The sequence below is a fragment of the Azohydromonas lata NBRC 102462 genome, from assembly GCF_001571085.1.
Taxonomy (GTDB): domain Bacteria; phylum Pseudomonadota; class Gammaproteobacteria; order Burkholderiales; family Burkholderiaceae_C; genus Azohydromonas; species Azohydromonas lata.
Window position 1 is genome coordinate 1 of record NZ_BCTC01000077.1, and the last position, 18,630, is coordinate 18,630.

An 18,630-nucleotide genomic window follows, 5' to 3' on the forward strand; every position below is an offset into this window, starting at 1 on the left:
CCATCACGCTTGGCCTGTTCGATGTCGGCCGTGGTGCGCACGAGGCTCAGCAGGTCCGCGTTGTCCCGGATCATGGCCTTCATCTGCGCGATGTTGTGCACCGTGCCCTTGAAATCGTCCCAGACGGAGACCGTGCAGTTGGCGGCAGTGAGGCCACCCTTTTTCATGTCCTCGAAGACGGAGCGGTCCCATTTGGAAATGATCAGTCCGTCGATGACGATGGACCTGGCGTGAAGCTCGTTCATGGAATCCCTGCCGTTCAGTGGTTGCCGTAGATGGGAAGGCGTGAGGTGAAGGCCTGGACCTGCTCGCGCGACGGGCCCTGCTGCCTTCCAAGCTCCTGCTCCAGCGCCTTGGCAATGCGTGGGTAGGTGTCTTGCAGCGGCGCGGCGAAAAACGGTTTTTGCTTCATGTGCTTGCGCGTTGTGATGCGGTCAGGAAGGGCTGTTGGGTCGCTGAACGACTTCGGCAGGATTTTTCGGCTACGCCACTTGCGCGGCTTGTGCGGCATGGACACGCACTTGCACAAATCCGACATCCCAGAATGTCCTTGGTTCGACATGTGTCTTTGCGCCATACCTGTTTGCATCCGCCATGGCAGACACGCGCCGGCCGGCTGTCCGCAGGACTCAATCACGCAAATGCGACAGGGAAATGCAAAAAACTTGCAGTGAATTGATTGGTTTTTGGCTCAACCAGCGGGCAAATGCGGCGACCTCAGTGCACAACCGCGATGACTGGCAAGACCACCTACGAATGTCGGTCCAGGGCGCCCGATGTCGATTCCTGGCAAGTCCGTGTCCGCCGAGCACAAGGCTTCAATTTCCCCGTGTCGAAAAATGGACATCACCAGGACGCCAGAAGACGCGGCAGCTCTTCGGACAACGCAAACCACCCCACTGGCCATCTCAAGGAATACCGATGACGACCAAGGCTCAACCCGTCACCTTGCATACCGGCAAAGCTTGGGCGAACGCCCAGCTGCAGCAACTGCTGGAGCGCCGCCTGCCTGGCCACAGCCTGGAAGCGCCCTTCTACCTGAGCGAAGAGGTGTTCCAGGCGGACATGGAGTACATCTTCGCCCGGCACTGGATCTTCGTGGCCGTGGCGCCGCAAGTGGCCGAGCCGGGCGACTACATCACGGTGGACGTGGGCCAGGATTCCGTGCTCATCGTTCGCGACGATGACATGAACCTCAAGGCCTTCCACAACGTGTGCCGCCACCGCGGCTCGCGGCTGTGCGAGGAGCACCAGGGCAGCCTGGGCAACATCGTTTGCCCTTATCACCAATGGACCTACGATCTGGACGGCAACCTCATTCACGCCGACCACATGGGCGAGACTTTCCTGCGCGACCAGCACAGCCTGCACAAGGTGCACCTGCGCAACCTGGAAGGCCTGCTCTTCATCTGCCTGGCCGATGAGCCGCCGCAGGACTTCGAGGACGTTGCTGCCCGCATGCGCCCCTACCTGGCGCCGCACAAGCTCAACGACTGCAAGGTGGCCGCGCAGGTGGAGCTCATCGAGGAGGGCAACTGGAAGCTCACGCTGGAAAACAACCGCGAGTGCTACCACTGCGTGGGCAACCATCCCGAGCTGACCATTTCCCTGTACGAGCACGGCTTCGGCGCCCAGCCCGGCCCGCAGAACGCTGAAGGCATCGCGCAGTTTGAGCAGACCGTCAAGGACAGCCACTGCCGCTGGGAAGCCATGGGCCTGCCCAGTGCGCGCATCGAGGAACTGGACACGCTCATCACGGGTTTTCGCACGCAGCGGCTGCCGCTGGACCGCGCCGGCGAGTCGCAGACCATGAGCACCGAAGTGGCCTGCAAGAAGCTGTTGGGCGACTTCACGGACAAGTCGCTGGGCGGGTTGTCGTTCTGGACGCAGCCCAACTCCTGGCACCACTTCATGAGCGACCACGTGGTGAGCTTCTCCGTGATCCCGCTGAGTGCGGGCCGCACGCTGGTGCGCACCACCTGGTGCGTGCACAAGGACGCGGTGGAAGGCGTGGACTATGACGTGCCCACCCTCACCGCCGTATGGAACGCCACCAACGACCAGGACCGCCGCCTGGTGGAAGCCTCGCATGCCGGCGTGTCCAGCCGCGCCTACCGGCCCGGGCCCTACTCGCCCTTCACCGAGAGCCTGGTGGAAGCCTTTTCCAACTGGTACGTGAGCCGCATGCGTGCAGGCGTGGGCGGCGCGCGCTGAAGCCGCTGCCAGCCCAGCCGCCCCGCACTGCCGTGAACCCGTAACGGACGACGCCATGACCCTGACTTATCTTGACCTGGCCGATGCGCCCGCCCCCGCCTGGGGCGGCGATGACGAATGGCTCGAATGCGTGCGGGTTCGCGATGAGACCCACGACGTGCGCAGCTTCGTGCTGCGCCCGGTGGAGGCGCGCAGCTTCCGCTACCGTCCGGGACAGTTCATCACGCTGCGCCTGGACATCGACGGCGAGCCGGTTTCGCGCTCCTACACGCTTTGCTCCACGCCCACACGGCCAGACACGCTGACCATCACGGTCAAGCGCGTTCCTGGTGGGCAGGTGTCCAACTGGCTGCACGACCACGTGAAGCCGGGCACGCGGTTGTCGGCCACGGGGCCGGCGGGCAGCTTCTGTTTTCCGCCCGGCCCTGTGAAGGCGCCTGCGCGCGGTCAGCTCTATCTGTCGGGCGGCAGCGGCATCACGCCGCTCATGTCCATGTCGCGCGCATGGGCCGACCTGGGGCTGGACGCCGACGTGCATTTCATACACGCCGCGCGCACGCCGCAGGACATCGCGTTTGCCGACGAGCTCAAGCTGCTGGCGCGCTCGCTGCCGCGCTGGCACGCCACCATGGTGTGCGAGCAGCGCGGCAGCCACCCGGACTACAGCGGCTTGCTGGGACGGTTGAGCCTGCCACTGCTGCGCTCACAGGTGCCGGACCTGCTGGAGCGCGAGGTCTGGTGCTGCGGGCCAGCGCCCTTCATGGCGGCGGTGCGCGCCATGCTGGCCGAGGCTGGGTTCGACATGGCCCGCTACCACGAGGAAAGTTTCAACTTCGAGAGCCTGCCGGTTGAGATTGCAACGGAGGTGGAAGCCGCCTCGGAGCAAATCGCCGCCGCCGATCCGGCGCAGCGCTTTGCCATCACGCTCAAGAGCCGAGGCGAGCGCTTCGAGTGCGGTGCCGACGAAACGGTGCTCAAGGCAGCACAACGCGCGGGCGTACGCTGGCCATTCAGCTGCTCCAACGGTGTTTGTGGCACCTGCCGCACGCGCAAGCTTGCCGGCGAAGTGGAGATGAAACAAGGCGGCGGCCTGCGTCCGCGCGAGGTGGCGCAGGGCTGGTTCCTGCCCTGTTGCAGCAAGCCGCTCAGCGACATCGAGGTCGAGCGCTGACAGCGCCCCCCGCGGGCAAGAGGCAGCGGACCCGGCCCGCGGCGCGCTGTCGCCATGACTGTCGGCTCGGCCTGCACCCGTCCCCTCGTCACGCCGCCGCGAGCATGGCCTCGATCTGCTGCGGCGGCAAAGCCGGACTGAACAGGAAGCCTTGCACCTCATGACGGCCGTACCGATTTGCACCGAAGGTCAGCCCGTCCCCGGAAATAATGATCCGCAGAAGAATCTGCCTACTTCAGCGCGCTGCGGTCAAGCCATTTGAGTAGCGTTGCGTACAGTGCTTGCGGCTGTACGGGCTTGGAAGCGAAGTCATCCATGCCTGCGGCCAGGCAGGCCACTCGGTCCTCGTCGAAAACGTTTGCCGTCATCGCCAGGATGGGCACTGTTTGGAGCTGCGGCATCGCTCGCAGTGCCCGTGTGGCCTGCAATCCATCCATGACAGGCATTTGCATGTCCATGAGCACCAGGTCATAGCCGCCCTGACTGGCCATTTCCACCGCAGCTTGCCCGTTCTCTGCAACGTCCGCCCGTAGCCACACCGCGCGCAGCATGGCCAACGCCACCTCGCGATTGATGGCGTTGTCCTCGGCGACCAGAACGCGTTTGCCGGCATGGCGCTCTTTCAGCTTGGCGTCGGCTGCCTCAGGTATAGCCTCGGACGGCGAAGTTTCGAGGCTCTGTTCCAGCCAGGCCGTGAACCAAAAAACGCTCCCGTTACCTGGGCGGGGACGCACGCCGGCGCTGCCGCCCATGAGTTCAGCCAGGCGCCGGGTGATGGCCAATCCCAGCCCGGTCCCACCGTGTTCTCGCGTCGTGGAGGCGTCCGCCTGCTCGAAAGCCTCGAAGAGACGTGCCGCTTGCTGTGGCTCGACGCCCTTGCCCGTGTCCTCGACTTCAAAACGCACCAGCAGCTTTTCTCCATGCCGCTGCTCCACCAAGGCCCGCAGCGAGATGTGGCCGCTGGTCGTGAACTTGATCGCGTTGCCCGCGTAGTTGAGCAGCGCCTGGCGCACGCGCGTGTCGTCGCCGCGCAGCCAAGCCGGCACGTTGGCGGTGTCCAGCGAAATGCCCAGCCCCTTGGCCGCCGCAGGGGCGTCAACGATCGAACGCACTTCCTGCAGCAACGCGGCCAGGGAAAAGTCACGCCGCTCCAGCTGTACCTTGCCGGCCTCGATCTTGGAGATGTCCAGGATGTCGCTGATGACGGACAGCAAGTGCCGCGCGGCGCCCTCGATCTTGGCCAGCTGCTGGGCCTGGCGAGCCGCCAGGGCGTCCTGCGCCAGCAGGTGTGCCAGGCCGAGGATGGCGTTCATGGGCGTGCGCAGCTCGTGGCTCATGTTGGCCAGGAAGGCGCTTTTGGCTCGGCTGGCAGCCTCGGCGGCATCGCGTGCGGCAGCCAGCTCGGCGGTACGCTCAGCCACCCGCTGCTCCAGGGTGGCATTGAGCGCCGCCAGCGCCTGCTCGGCCGCCTTGCGCGCCGTGATGTCGAGCGACGCACCGATGATGCCGATGACATGCCCCTGTCCATCGGTGAACGGCGCCTTCGTGCACAACCATACGGTGGAAGTGCCGTCCGGGCAGGTCACCGTTTCCTCGGATTGCTCCACGACACCGCTGTCCATGACGCGGCGGTCGGCCACCATCGTGGCCTCGGCCTGGCACTTGTCATCGCGGAATTCGAGCTCGGTCTTGTTGAGCAGGCTTTGCAGCGGGCATCCGACCAGCTCGGCCATGCCCCGGTTGGCCACCAGCACGCGCCCGTCGCGGTCCTTGGCGTACACCACACCGGGCACGGCGTTCGCAAACGCACGCAGCAGCTCCATGGCGCGGTCCCGTTCAACCTCCAGCGTACGGCGGGGCTCCACGTCAAGCAGCACACCAGGAAAGCGCAACGGCCGGCCGTCCTCGGCCAAGTCCACGCGGCCATTGGCCTCAACCCAGCGGTAGACGCCATCAAGGCCACGCACGCGGTATTCACGCCTGTAGGGGCCGCCCTGCGCGATCGCCTCGTCGATGGCCGAGCGCACGCCAGGCAAGTCCTCGGGATGGATGCTTGCCAGCACCTGCTCCGGCTTCAATCCGGTTCGCCCCAACGCGGCGTCCAGGCCAAAGCTCTGCGCCAGGCGCTCGTCAACCATCAAGGAGTCGGCCTGCAGGTCCCACAGCCAGGTGCCGACGATGGCCCCGGCCGACAGCGCCAGCTGTACCCGCTCGGCGGCGATGCGCAGCTCTTCATTGCTGCGGGCCAGCGCCGCATCGGCTTCGTGGGCCTGCGTCGTGTCGAAATTGAGCCCAATCATCCGGGCCGCGCGCCCGTCCGGCCCCGGCATGACCTGCGCACGGCCGGCCACCCAGCGCACCCGCCCCGTGGGCTGCGGAACACGGAATTCGAACCGGAACGTGCCCTGGCCAGCATCGACCACGGCGCGGATCGCGGCCTCCAGCGGCGGCCGGTCCTCGGGGTGCACGCGCGCCAAAGCACGTTCACCCGTCATCTCCCCTTCGCGCCTGTCGACGCCAAAGAGCTCGTACTGCCGCTCATCCCAGGCCAAGTGGTCCCCATTGAAATCCCAGATGAAGATGCCCATGCCCCCGGCGTCGAGGGCCAGGCGCAGCTGCTCCTTGCTGTCGCGCAGTGCCGCCTCGGCCCGTTCGCGCTCGACGGCGGCCCAGGTGCGTTCGGCCGTTTCCTGCAGCAACTCCAGTTCCAGCGGCGTCCACTGCCGCGGCGTGACCTGGTTCATCGCCAGCAGCGCGATGAAGCGGCCTTCTTTGACGAGCGGCTGCACCGCGTACGCTGCAATCGACATCGCCTCGAACGTCGCCTGGGCCGACGCCTCGATGCCGGCATCCCGGGCCACGTCACTCACCACGACCGCACGCCCCTGCAGCAACGCGTAGGCGTCGCGGCCAAAGCTATCCAGCGGATACAGGCCATCGGCAAACGCATGGCCGGAACGGCAGTAAGCGTCTTCAATCAGCCAAAGATCCGTACCGTCGCGAACAACGTGCTCGGCGTAGAGCACCCGGTCGGTACCCAGGGCCTCGCCGAGAATGCACGTGGCCACGGCCTTGATGCGCTGCGCGCCGGCCAGTGGCCGCAGCGCGTCGCTGAGCCTGAGCAAATAGGCGTGCCGAGCCTCGGTCTGCTGGTACACCTGCCGCGCCAGGACCTGGTCGGTCGTCTCGGCAGCCATGCAGAAGAACCCGGCCACCTGCCCCACGTCGTCACGCAGCGGTGTCCAGGAAAAGGTGAACCAGCTCATGGGGCGCCCGTCGCGCTCCCGCAGCGCCACGGGACGGTCGATGAAGGAGTGGGACTGGCCCGTCATCGTCGCCTCGGCAATGGGGCGGTACTCGTCCCAAATTTCTGGCCACACCGCGGCGTAGGGCCGCCCCAACGCACTGGGATGCTTGCTGCCCAGGAAGGGGATGTAGCCGTCGTTGTACAGGGACGTGTAATGAGATCCCCACGCGATGTAGACAGGCTGCCGGCAGGCAAGCATGAGCTCCACGGCCATGCGCAGCCGTGTGGGCCAGCTGTCCACGGCGCCCAGCGGGGTGGACGCCCAGTCATGCCGGGACACGCGCTGCGCCATTTCGCCTCGGGCGAACGGCCAGGCAGCCTCCTTGTCGTGGGGTGATGCCATGTCCATGCTGTTACGCGGTCCAGCCGCAAGCGCTTGGTCAGCCATTGTGAACGAGCGTCAAGTCCAGGCTATTTCAGCCGCAACACATCTGGCTGCAGCTCACAGGCCAGCCGCATCAGTTCACCGCCGCCGGATCACCTGAGCAGGCATGGGCGTGCCCCAACGCGGCACAGGCATCGCCGCCGCAAGCACCGCGGCATGGATTGCAGGTGCGATGGAAGGCCCTCTCTAAGCACCGTGCCTTAACCAGCGGGCCTCGATTGCAGCCTTTTTGGCTTGGGCCTGTTCAATGGCTCGGCAGTACGCGACTAACTGCCCCGCTTGGGCATGACGAGGCTGCTGCGTATCGACGCAATGCACGCCCAATGAGCTGGGAAACTTCTCAGCCGGCACAAAACAAGGCTTTTCAGGATATTGATCCTATGGCTTGGCCATTTACGTTCGCGGGCACTGCAAATACATGAATGGATTTAGTCTGACGGGGATTGAAGCAGCTCGGCAATTGTCAACGACAGTTGCCGCCACGCGTTTTCCTTGTTCAGCACGGCCTTTATTCCCAAGGCGCTCGCCTCCGCCTGCAATTGTTCCGTCACATATCCTGATTGCAATACTACGACCAAGCCAGGCTGCAGAGCCAGAATTTCACGCGCCACAGCAATGCCAGACATGCTTGGCATGTCAAAGTCGGTAACCACAACTTGATATTTTGCAGGATATCGAACGAACAGATCGATGGCTTCTTGAGGCGATTGGCAGGTGGTCACCTGAAAACCACCGGCCTTCAAGATGCCTTCCAACATCAGGAGAATGACTTCGTCGTCGTCGATGCAAAGCACGTTCTGGCCATGACCCCGGCCCGTCTCGATTTTGTTTTCACCAGCGTCCTTTTCCTCGTCCTGGCTGATTGACTGATCAAACTCATGCAGGGGCAAGAGAACATGGACTGCGCACCCGGCATCGGCTTTTGACTGGATTTTCAACAATCCACCATGCTCCGAGGCAATGCGCTGCACCAAAGACAGTCCCAGGCCTGTGCCCATGCCTCGCGGCTTGGTGGTGAAGAAAGGCTCTAAAACCTTGTCCTGATACTCGATCGGAATACCCGGGCCGTTGTCGGCCACCCAAAGATGCGCTGCGGGCCCATTGCGCTTCCATTCCGGCGTCAACCGCTTTGCAGCATCGACGCCCAGGACATCAACGCCGACTTCGATCCGCCCTGCGCCCACGGGAACCGCATGCGATGAGTTGGTACACAGGTTAAGCAGGATCTGCTGAATCTGGGTGGCATCGCAAACCACCTCCACGGGTTCATCCGGCAGCTTGGTTATTAAATCCGTATGGGATGGAAGCGTGGGCCGCAACATTCTCAAAGATTCTCTGACAATATCCAGCAAGCTTGTTCGCTTCAAATGCTGCGGCACGCCCCTGCTGAAAGCCAGTATCTGCTGCACGATCAATCTTGCCCGCTCACCGCTTTCTTCGACGAGCCGCAAGGAAGCATGTGCCGCGCTGCTGGCAGGAATTTCTTGGCGGGCCAACTGCAGGTGCCCCAGCATGGCCGCAAGCACGTTGTTGAAATCGTGCGCAACGCCGCCGGCCAGGGTTCCAATAGACTCCATCCGTCTTGCTTGCTCGGTGCGGTCTTCCATGCGCCGGCGTTTATCCAACTCTCTCAACCACAGCAGCGTCAAAGCGACGGCAGCGGTGATCGTCAAAAGCCACATCGTGATGGAAAAGGCAGCAACGCGGTACCAGGGCTGGAGCAAGACGCTCATTTCCATCCCGGTGACGACCACAAACTCCGGGAAATTTTCCAGCGCGCGGTATGCAACAAGTCGCTCCTGGTGATCCAGGGGACTGGTGGCCACATAGGTTCCGGTAGCGCTGCTTCCCAAGCGGCTCATGAATCCAAGAGAATCGCTGTAGTTTTCCCCCAGCACGTCACCAGGAAAAGGGCTTCGCATCATGAGGATTCCATCTCGCTTGAAAAGCGATATGGAGCCCCCGTCGCCCACCGAGACGGTCTGCCACAGCTGATCGAAATATGGTGGCTCGATCGCCGCGGCAAGCACACCATTCAATCGGCCTTGGCGGTCCCGCCAAGGCCGGGATGCACTCACCAACCATGTACCGACGGAGCGGCTCTTGACCGGCAGACCCACATAAAACTCAAGGTCCGAGCGGAGGTGGACGTTGAAGTAGTCTCGATCCACAAGGCTGACCCCGATGTTTCCCTCATCGGAGTCAAAACGGATAGCGCCTTGGGCGTCCATGAACCAGATGGCCCGCACAAAGGGCAGTTCCTGCAATCGCTGACGCAAGCGCGTGCGGGCTGTTGATTCGTCAAGACGATTGGCCGCTTCAAGTTCCTGCAACTGCGACTGGGCCAGTTCAAGCGCCTGCGACACAGACTGCAAGGAACGCGATGTTTGCTCGGCCACGAGCTGAGACAGGGACAGCACGTAGCGCTCGCTGCTTGCCACCGTTTCGCGTCGAATGAAGGCAAGAGCAACGCTCAACAGCAGCGCTGAACCCAGCGTGAACACAGCAAGACTTCCAAAGGCACGCCTTCTGAAAAGCAGCAGCAGGTTTCCCGTGCTTTCTGAGGGCCGACCCTGCGGATGAATCTGTGCCATGGAACATCAGCGAAAACCCGACCATGGTAGCGCTGGGCCGGTGGCGGCATCCGTGCCCCGGGCCGTGCGCAGCAAGTCCGGAAAATGTTTCATTGCACCGGAGCAGGTGCCATTACGGTCGCAGGCGCAGCACCCGGCCGATGTCTTCCATGGAAGCCGGCTTGGTCAGATGGGCGTCGAAGCCGGCACTGCTGGAAAGCTGCCGGTCCTGCGCCGTACCCCAGCCGGTGAGTGCCACCAGCGTGACACCGTGGTGCACCGGGTCCCGACGCAGCCGCGCGGCCACATCAAGTCCGTTCATGTCGGGCAGCCCGATATCGCAGAAGACGACATCGGGCTGCATCGCGTGCGCGGCCTGCAAGCCTGTACCACCGCTGTACCTGGAGCATGCGTCGTGACCCATGGCCTGCAGGCACATGCACAGCGTGTCCGCGGCGTCGGTGTTGTCGTCAATGACGAGCACGCGCAGCGCCCCGGCAGGCTTTGGCGCATCCGCATCCCGCGCGCCCGGCGCCCAGGGCGCAGGCACGGGGAGCAGCGGCAGCGTCATCACGAAGGTGCTGCCTGCATCCAGGCCGGGACTGTGGGCGGTCACCGTGCCCTCGTGCATCTCGACGAGCCGGCGCACCAGCCACAAGCCCAGGCCCAGGCCGCCCTGCGCACGCGAGGCCCCGTCCTGGAGCTGCAGGTACATGTCGAACACCCGGGAAAGCATCTCCGGCGCGATGCCCACGCCGGTGTCGCCCACGCTCAGCTCGGCCTTGCCATCGCGCGAGCGCAGTTCCACCGTGATGCGCCCGGCATCGGGCGTGTACTTGGCGGCGTTGCCGATGAGGTTGCCCAGCACCTGCACGAGCCGGGCACGGTCGGCTTCGACCCAGATCGGCTGGGCTGCCAGCTTGATCTCGACCTCATGGCGCGCGGCCCGGATCATCGGCGCACAACCTTCCAAGGCGGCATCCACGACCTCGCGAAGATCCAGGGCCTTGCGCACCAGTTCGATCTTGCCGCGCGAGATGCGCGCCACGTCCAGCAGGTCGTCGATGAGGCGCACCATCAGCCCCATCTGCCGCTCCATCATGCCCAGCACGCCCGGTACGCGGCTGTCCGGCGACGGTATGGCGCCAAGCACCGTCAGGCCCGTGCGCAGCGGCGCCAGCGGGTTGCGCAGCTCGTGCGCCAGCGTGGCCAGAAAGTCGTCCTTGCGCTGGTCGCTTTCGCGCAACGCGGCTTCCACGCGCTCCTGCAGGAGCAGGTGATCGCGGATCTGGTACTGGCGCTCCCGCGCACGCAGCGCGGAGCGGACGGCGCTGAGCATGGAGCGGGCCGACACGGGGCGGTCCAGCAGCGTCACGTTACCCAGCCGCTCCAGCACCTTCGCCACTATGGAGGGAAGCTGTCGATCGCGCGCCAGAACGACGACCGGCACGTCCGACCAGGGCGGCTGCAGCGCCAGCGCGGCCACGAAGGCTTCAATGGCCGAATCGCACAGTGCGGCTTCGGTGAGCATGACCACGCCCACGTCTTGCGCCATCTGCTCGCACAGCAAGGCCGGTGTGGCGCACACCATGCCATTGATACCATCCTGCGCCAGCAAGGCCAGCGTGACCTCGCCGTCGCGGCGCGTGGGCGGCAGCACCAGAACGCGTTGTCCAGGCAACTTCATGAGGACGGCTCGGCAGGCATCGCGTTCCAGTCACGCCACGACATCGGCCGGGCCGCCAGTACGCAGGCCGTCTTCCACGGGCACCCCGGCCAGGACACCACGCAGCCGCGCCAGCGGTGCGCCCAAGTGCACGCCAGCGCCGTCAAACCATATCTGCCGGATCGTCTCCTCGTGGCTGCCGCTGCGCTTCTTGAGCACGGAAATGGCTTTCTTCACGCGGCCTTCATGCTCGAACATGCGCATCACGATGACGGTGTCGGCCAGGTAGCTGGCATCCACAGGCGCGTGCATGTTCGGCCCAAGCAGGCCGCTCTGCGCCGCCACCAGGAAGGTGGCCACGCCATGGTTGTTGAGGTAACTCAGCAGCTCGTGCAGCTGCGCCGTGAGAAAGCGCCCGTCGGGCATGGCATTGAGGTAGCCGTTGAGGCTGTCAATTACGATGACCCGGGCTTCAAAGGCTTCCACCGCCTCGCGCACGAGCGCGGCGAACTCGCCCGGCGCGATCTCTGCGGGATCGATCTGGCGCACGTGGACCTGGCCAGCCCCCCTGCCCTCCACCAGCGGCATGCCCAACCCCGCGCAGCGGGACAAAAGAATGGCGCGCGACTCGTCAAAGGTGAAGACTGCCGCGTGTGCGCCGCGTGTGCTTGCAGCTTGCGCGTACTGCAGCGACACGGTGGACTTGCCGCTGCCCGGCGGCCCGATCAGCAGCGTCGTCGTACCCCGATCAATGCCTCCGCCCAGCAACGCGTCGAGCGCCTCCACGCCGCTGGGCACGGTATCGCGGTTGAAGACGCTGCCATGGTCGGCTGCTGCCAAGCGCGCGAACACCTGCAGACCGCCACGGCGGATGGCCATGTCGTGGTGCCCGCTGCGAAAGTCGCTGCCGCGAAACTTCACCACGCGCAGTTGCCGCTGCGCCTGCCCATAAGGCGGTGTGCGCTGGTCCAGTGCGATCACGCCGTGGGCAATGCTCTGAAGCTGCAGGTCCGGCCCTTCCGACGTGCGGTCGTCCAGCAGCAGCACCGTGCAGCGGCGTGCGGCGAAGAACTGCTTGAGCGCCAGGATCTGGCGCCGGTAGCGCAGCGAGCTCTGCGCCAGCAGCCGCAGCTCCGACAGGGAGTCGAACACCATGCGGCTGGGGTTGACGCGTTGCACGGCCTGCAGCACTTGGCGCGTCGTTTCAGTGAGCTCCACCTCCGACGGGTGGTACATCGTGACTTCGTCATCGCCATCGAGTTCGCCCCCACGGCCGACGAGTTCCTCGATCTCGACACCGTCGAGGTCAATTCCGTGGGAGGCGGCGCCTGCCACCAGCTCTTCCCGGGTTTCGGACAGCGTGATGTAGACGCAGCGCTCACCCCGGCGCACGCCTTCACGCAAAAATTGCAGCGCCAGCGTCGTCTTGCCCGCGCCCGGGTTGCCATCAATGAGATAGAGCCGGTGTTCGATCAGGCCGCCATGCAGCACGTCGTCTAGGCCGGGTACGCCGGTAGAAGCGCGTTGGGTATTTTCTTGGTCATTCATGGCAGCCGTTCCACGAGGCAATTTGCATGCGCGGGCAGATGCTACGCCTGCCGGACCACCGGTTCTGGAGCCTCCAGGGCGTGCTGTAGCGGCAAGGACCATGGGCAGCAAAAGACAAAGCTGAAAGTCGGCTTCAATACGAATTGACCCTTTCAAGCGGTCATCGGGCACTCCAGATAATTGCCCATAATCTTGGCTACAAAAAATCATTGCAAATTGACTTTGCAACGACGGCGGGCTGGTAATGTGAAACTCGACCGGCACTTAGGGCGGCAAACGATCCATGCCAAGGCGGCCCGTCTGCGGTTCACCGGCCCATGAACTGCCTTCCAGCGCCCACCTGCCCTTCGCGACGTCGGCTTTGAGCCGCATGAGGGTCGCAAATAGCAGGAAATGCATGGCAGCGCGAAAACGTTGCGGGCTCCAGCCAGCTTGGCCAAGCGCAGCTCAATCCTCGAAGTTTTGGCGTCTCGGTTGGACTGGTGGCCGTGCAGCCCCGATCCGCCCAAGCTGATTCATCGCCTTGCCCGAAGCTTCTTACGCGGCCTGGCACAGCTCCTTGACCTGCGAGCGCTCGTGCTCGCGAGCAGGCGTGACTTCTTAAAGGGTGCAGACAGACAACCGGCGCACCGATTGCTGCGACCTACAGATCCTGGTCATAGGAAGCCGGTAGTGCGCTGCCAAGAAGGAATCGCGGGCAGGAGCTGTGGATCTTGGAGGGCCGCCGCCGCTTACTGAATGAAGGACACGTGCTGGCGCTGCGTGAGATCGTGACCGAGCACCCTGGCGCGACGCTTGAAGCGGCGGCGCGGGTGCTTGAAGGGCGCTGCGGCGTGAAGGTTTGCAGCATGGCCGTGCGTCGAGCCCTGTACGGGGCCGTCATCGTCAGGATCAAAACGACTCGGCGCGCCGTCTCTTGCGGGTCCTCCAGAAGCTCGCCCAAGCGCTACGGCTACACGCAGCTGCACCGTCGTGAGCACACCGGGCGGGACTACAGCTGCTGCCACACCGACGCGGAGTGGGCGCTCGTGGCTGATTTGTTCGAGCACTCCGCCGGTAGCCGTGCCCTGCAGGCCACTTATGGGCTCGATGTGCAGGCGGTTCGACGCCCGGGCAATGGCAATGCGTATGTCTTCCACAACGCACGCAGCGCCCAACCCGGTGATGTCGTTCCCAAAGGCTTCAGACCTTGCCCATGCGCTGGGTTGTCGAGCGCACACATGCTTGGACCGAGCGAAGCCGCAGCCTGGACCGGACAAATCCGACTGGGCAGTCTTCCAGTTCAAACACTCGGAACGACATCGCTTGTGCAGCCTATGGGCAAACGTGGGGGACGGTCCCCCACGGCGAATCACCAACCCTCAGGAATTGCGCGAATCCTCAGAAGCACACCAGAACCCGTTCAGCCGGGGGACCGTCCCCCACCAGTCGGCACACGGCAGAGGCTCAAGGGGCGGGGTGTCCACACTTCGATTCTTGGCGCCATCGTCTGACGCTTCTCAATGGGTTTGACCTTTCCGACCAAGCCATCCATGCCGGATGACCCCGGCCGTGTCTCTCACCGCAACAGCTTTCGCAGCCCGGCGGCCAGCTCGGCCCACTTGGCTGGTGGAACCAACGCGGCATCAAGTTCCAGAACCATGCGAGTTCCTTCGCTGCGTACAGCGAGCGTACGCCCCTTGCCGAGATCAAAACTCTGCGCCAGCTCGTCCCCTGAATCCGCGCGTTCTGCCTGCCGCGTGTCTGCAATCAAAGCGGGGGACCGTCCCCCACCCTTGCCTATCAAGGCTTCAAAAATGCGCTTGGAAGGCAGATCCTTCAACAGCGGGTCGGCAGCGACACGCAGCACTGCCTCACGGTCCCGGTCCAACGCTTCAGTCAACAAGGCTGCCCAGCGGAACTGAATGTCATTGGGAGAAGCAAAGGCGCCAACGATTTCCTGCGGCAATGTCGCAATCCGCATGGCCTTGGAAATGTCGCTGTGATCGCGACCGACGTGGGCGGCAAGCTGCCGCAAGGAGGGAAACAGACCCTCATCCAGCGCACGGCGGTACATCACGCCTTGCTCATAAGCGGAGAGGTTCCGGCGTACACGGTTTTCCCGCTCCATGAACCCGAACAGCTCGCGTTCGCTGACATCCTTGACGACGGCCTGAACCGGCAGCTCCAGCTCAAGACAGGCCCGGTGGCGCCGGTGTCCGAAAACCACCTCGTACTTCGCGGTGCCCTTGGAGCCATCGGAAAGCGGCCGGACCATGATGGGCTGGACGTTGCCCCTGGCGTCCTTGATCTCGGACTTGAGCTCTTCAAACGCCTTGCCGGCGTATGACGACTCGTGGCGGTTGGCCCACCGGCTGGGCACGATGCTGTCCGCAGCAAGCAGGACCGATCCGCGCTCGGCGCTTGTGCGCTGCAACTCCGCTTCGAGCTCCGTGATGCGTTCCTGCAGCGCATTGCCCGTGAATATCTGCAGGGCGTTGTAGCCGGGACCGGTCCTGGGCTTGGCAGCTGCGGGCGATATCGCAGGTGCGACCAGCACCGGCACAGACGCCGCTGCGGCGGCAGGCTCGGCCTCCTGCGGCGACACGGGCTCCGCGACGGCGGCGGCCGGTGCGGGCACGCGGCGGGGCACGTTGCTCCAATCGACGTCATGGCCTTTCTTTTTCGTTGCCATCACACGCCTCCAGCTTGACCAACTTGCTTGTTCCAGAACATCTGAGCCTGGTCCTCGATCAGCTCTACCAGTCGGTCATAGGCGTCCGTGGCACGCTTGAAGGTGCGGGCCGAACCGCTTTCCACCTGGTCATAAACCGTGCCGAACTCGGCACTCGACGCATTGGCCGCGGCCGTCTTCGGGATCTCGACGCTCACGAGCTTGTCGCCGTAAGCCGACGCCATCCATTTCTTGACCAGCAAGCTGGTCTGATCCGCCGACTCCACTTTGGTCGGCAGCACGTCCACGAAAGCAAACGTCTTGGTGCCGCCGCGCTGCGTGATGAGCTGGTTGGTCAGATCCCCGAAAAGATCCCAGAACTGCGCCGACGACGCGAAGTCCAGCGGGTTGGGCGGCAAGGGCATGATGATGCCGTTGGCCGCCATCAATGCGTTGATGGTCGTGTACGACAGGGCAGGGGGCGTGTCGATGATGATGAAATCGTACTTCTCACGCACGGCGTCCAGGCCGTAGTCCAGCACGCTCCAGAATTCAAAGCCGGGCTCCTGGGTCTGCCGGGCAGGCAGTGCGAACTCGGCACCGAAAAGAACCGGCGCAGCAGCCACCAAGTCGATGCCGTCCCAATAGGTGCTGCGCACGGCGTAAGTGATGTCGAGCTGCTTGCCGGAAAACAACGGCATCACGGTGTCGTCGAGCTCCACCTCTGAATCCGGCAGGATGCCCATGAGCGTCGTGAGACTGCCTTGCGGATCGCAATCAATCAGCAGCACGCTGTGACCCAGCATGCTCAGCCCTTGCGCCAGCGTTGCGGCCGTCGTCGTTTTACTGACGCCGCCCTTGAAGTTGCCGATGGCGATGGTCAAGGCCGTCGCGCCGGCGGGACGCAGCTCGTTGCGCCGCGTCTCCCGAGCCCAGACACGTGCCTCCGCCAAAGAGAACTCGCGGCGGGCGCCGCTGGGCGTGAGCTTGCCGCTGGGCAGTTCGCCGCGCCGCAACCGGTAATCCACCTGCGGCTTTTCCAGCCCGGTCAATTCCATGAGCTTGGCCGTCGAGAACACCGGCGGCTTCTTGCGTTGCGTGGGCGCCAGCATGGTCTCACGCGCATACGCCACGACGTCCTTGACGCGCTCAGCTTGTTCCAGAATGGACGGCAAGGTGATTTCTTCCGCAGCAACACGCTGGGTGTTTTCCAAGTTTCTTCTCCTTCAGCGCCGTTGCAGCGCATGCTGCGGAATTCTAGACTCAGATGCAGAAATCGCAGCATCGCTGAATTTCTGCATCCAGATGGTGCAAAACGACGGACATCCGGGTCTTGAAACCCATGACTCATCACGGCATTGCTTCAAGAAATCTTTAATTTCTTTAATACTTTTATGGCTGTGCATAAGTAGTTTTTATTGAATAAAATCAATGACTTATGTTTGCCGCCCGTCCTGCTTTTTCAGGCAGGGCGTCCGTCCTTTTCTCGTCACACGTCCGGTCGATTCAGTCAGCCTGTCCGTCTATTTCCATCCATCAAGGCGGCAGCTTGCAAAGCCTGTGGATAACTCTCTTTGGAGAAATTGGTACCTGGGCTGAGGCTGCTGTGTCCGGCTTTTTCAGTTTGGAAAGCTCTTCCACGGCAGTTCAATGTCCGCCGTTTTCAGTGCAAAGGCCCGTTGGGGACCGTATGGATGTCCGGGTTTTTCAGTCCAAGCTGTGCAGCGGGGGCCGTGATGAGGCGCGTTCGTTGTCCAACGAAGCGTGGACATATACTGATGCGCCATGCCCAGCCGCAACCCGCCAACGCCGTCACGAGAAGCGGGCGCCACTTTCAACAAGCCGGTGTCGGCGCTGGCCATCGTGCCGGTGAACCGGTCGCTCACCGTCACCGCGCGCAAGGTCTACAACGTGATGGGCCGCTTGGCGCAGTCTGCAGGCGACACGCGGGAGGAGGGCTACGCGGCGCCGCTGCATGCCATCCTCCAACAGTCCGGCACGGACAGTTCCGCGACGGCGTCTGCCAAGCGCTATCTCAAGGAGATGATGACCACCATCATCGAGTGGCGCCAGCTCTCGCCCGGCGACGTCATGCCCGGCGAGGCGGAGCGCGAGCAGGTGTTCACGCTGCTGTCCCAGGCGGACTTTTACAAGGTGGGCCGCGAGAACTGGGTGCGCTGGTGGTACCCGCCGGCGATCAAGCGCCAGATGCTCGACCCCGACCGTTGGGCGCAGATCAACCTCGAAACCGTCGCGCGGCTGGGCACTTACTGCACCGTGGCCCTGTACGAGATCTGCGCCCGCTACCAGGCTGTCGGCCGGACCATGCGCCAGGACTGGACCTGGTGGTTGCCCGTGCTGCGCGGTACCGACCAGTCCAAGCTGCGCGAGTGGCGCAAATTCAAGAACGAATTCGTGGCGCCTGCCGTACGCGGCATCAACGAGCTGTCCGAGATCGAGGTCGAGCTCATCGAGCACCGCAAGAACGGCAAGTTCACGGGCGAGGTGCAGTTTCTTGTACGGCGCAAGGACCAGCTCGCCACCGCGCTGCAGTCCACGCAGCCGGTGGACGTGACGGTGCAGGGCAGGGCGCTTGCGCTGGAAATTCGCGAGCATGACTTCGATGCCCTGGCCGAGCGCTATGGCGACGAGGCCGTGGCGCGTGCCCTGGACACCCTGGCGCAGCACCTCGCGTCAGCCAGGACGCCCATCGTCAACCGGCTGGCGCACCTGAAGTGGATTCTGGGCGGCGTGGCCGAAAAACAGCCGCTTTCATCGGCGCGCGCCCCCATGCCGGCTTTGACGGTGCTGGCTGCCGCCCACGGTGCCGCGCCGGTGGCGCCGCCCGCTGCGACGCTTGAGCAGGAAAAGCTGGCCGAGGCGGAGCAGTCCTTCGCCGCGCTCGCGCGCGAGGAGCAGTTCAGGTGGCTGCAGCGCCTGCGCGAGGATTTGGTGGCCCGTGGCGTGCAGCTCACGCCGCTGCTGCGCTCGCGGCTGGACGCCGGGCAGTGGCAGGCACCCGCGGTGCGCTCCTGGCTGCTGCGCTTCTATGCCGTCACGCGGGAAACGCCCTAACACGACGGCTGCTACTGCAAGGAACACCGGCCCAACCG

At 64.0% G+C, this 18,630-nt stretch carries 10 protein-coding genes and 1 pseudogene; 3 read left to right on the plus strand and 8 right to left on the minus strand.

Features of this window, described 5'->3' with window-relative positions:
• Together ALA01S_RS21795 and ALA01S_RS33320 are read right to left on the minus strand one after the other, a co-directional pair.
• Positions 1-245, minus strand: a pseudogene (locus ALA01S_RS21795) (membrane dipeptidase); the annotation flags it as partial.
• 14 nt (positions 246-259) lie between these two features.
• Complete coding sequence (locus ALA01S_RS33320) at positions 260-562, minus strand: hypothetical protein (RefSeq protein ID WP_157119177.1); 303 nt, start codon at positions 560-562, stop codon at positions 260-262.
• 359 nt (positions 563-921) lie between these two features.
• Between ALA01S_RS33320 and ALA01S_RS21800 the strand changes: the two genes are divergently transcribed.
• Positions 922-2,214 (plus strand): aromatic ring-hydroxylating oxygenase subunit alpha, encoded by a 1,293-nt coding sequence (locus ALA01S_RS21800; protein ID WP_066340985.1) that lies wholly within the window; start codon positions 922-924, stop codon positions 2,212-2,214.
• 55 nt (positions 2,215-2,269) lie between these two features.
• Entirely contained in the window at positions 2,270-3,385 is a 1,116-nt protein-coding gene (locus tag ALA01S_RS21805) for an FAD-binding oxidoreductase (protein ID WP_066340987.1), read from the plus strand.
• 230 nt (positions 3,386-3,615) lie between these two features.
• Here ALA01S_RS21805 and ALA01S_RS21810 read toward each other — a convergent pair whose 3' ends face one another.
• From ALA01S_RS21810 to ALA01S_RS21835, 6 genes are all read right to left on the minus strand, one after another.
• Positions 3,616-7,035 (minus strand): PAS domain-containing protein, encoded by a 3,420-nt coding sequence (locus ALA01S_RS21810; RefSeq protein ID WP_169805978.1) that lies wholly within the window; start codon positions 7,033-7,035, stop codon positions 3,616-3,618.
• Between the two features lie 470 nt (positions 7,036-7,505).
• Positions 7,506-9,671 carry a cache domain-containing protein gene (locus ALA01S_RS21815; protein ID WP_084267803.1) on the minus strand — a complete coding sequence of 722 codons (2,166 nt, stop codon included), beginning with the start codon at positions 9,669-9,671 and terminating at the stop codon, positions 7,506-7,508.
• Between the two features lie 112 nt (positions 9,672-9,783).
• Entirely contained in the window at positions 9,784-11,337 is a 1,554-nt protein-coding gene (locus ALA01S_RS21820) for a hybrid sensor histidine kinase/response regulator (protein ID WP_066340995.1), read from the minus strand.
• A 30-nt stretch (positions 11,338-11,367) separates the two neighbouring features.
• Positions 11,368-12,864, minus strand: a complete 1,497-nt coding sequence (locus ALA01S_RS21825; protein ID WP_066340998.1) for a DUF7125 family protein — start codon at positions 12,862-12,864, stop codon at positions 11,368-11,370.
• A 1,558-nt stretch (positions 12,865-14,422) separates the two neighbouring features.
• Complete coding sequence (locus ALA01S_RS21830) at positions 14,423-15,538, minus strand: ParB/RepB/Spo0J family partition protein (protein ID WP_066341000.1); 1,116 nt, start codon at positions 15,536-15,538, stop codon at positions 14,423-14,425.
• A complete protein-coding gene (locus ALA01S_RS21835) occupies positions 15,538-16,731 on the minus strand; it encodes a ParA family protein (RefSeq protein ID WP_238455887.1) in 1,194 nt (397 codons plus the stop codon). Before ALA01S_RS21835 ends, ALA01S_RS21830 begins: the two co-directional genes overlap by 1 nt.
• Positions 16,732-17,302: 571 nt before the next feature.
• Here ALA01S_RS21835 and ALA01S_RS21840 point away from each other — a divergent pair.
• On the plus strand, positions 17,303-18,592 hold the full coding sequence (locus tag ALA01S_RS21840; RefSeq protein WP_084267804.1) for a replication initiation protein: 1,290 nt from the start codon (positions 17,303-17,305) through the stop codon (positions 18,590-18,592).
• Positions 18,593-18,630: the final 38 nt, after the last annotated feature.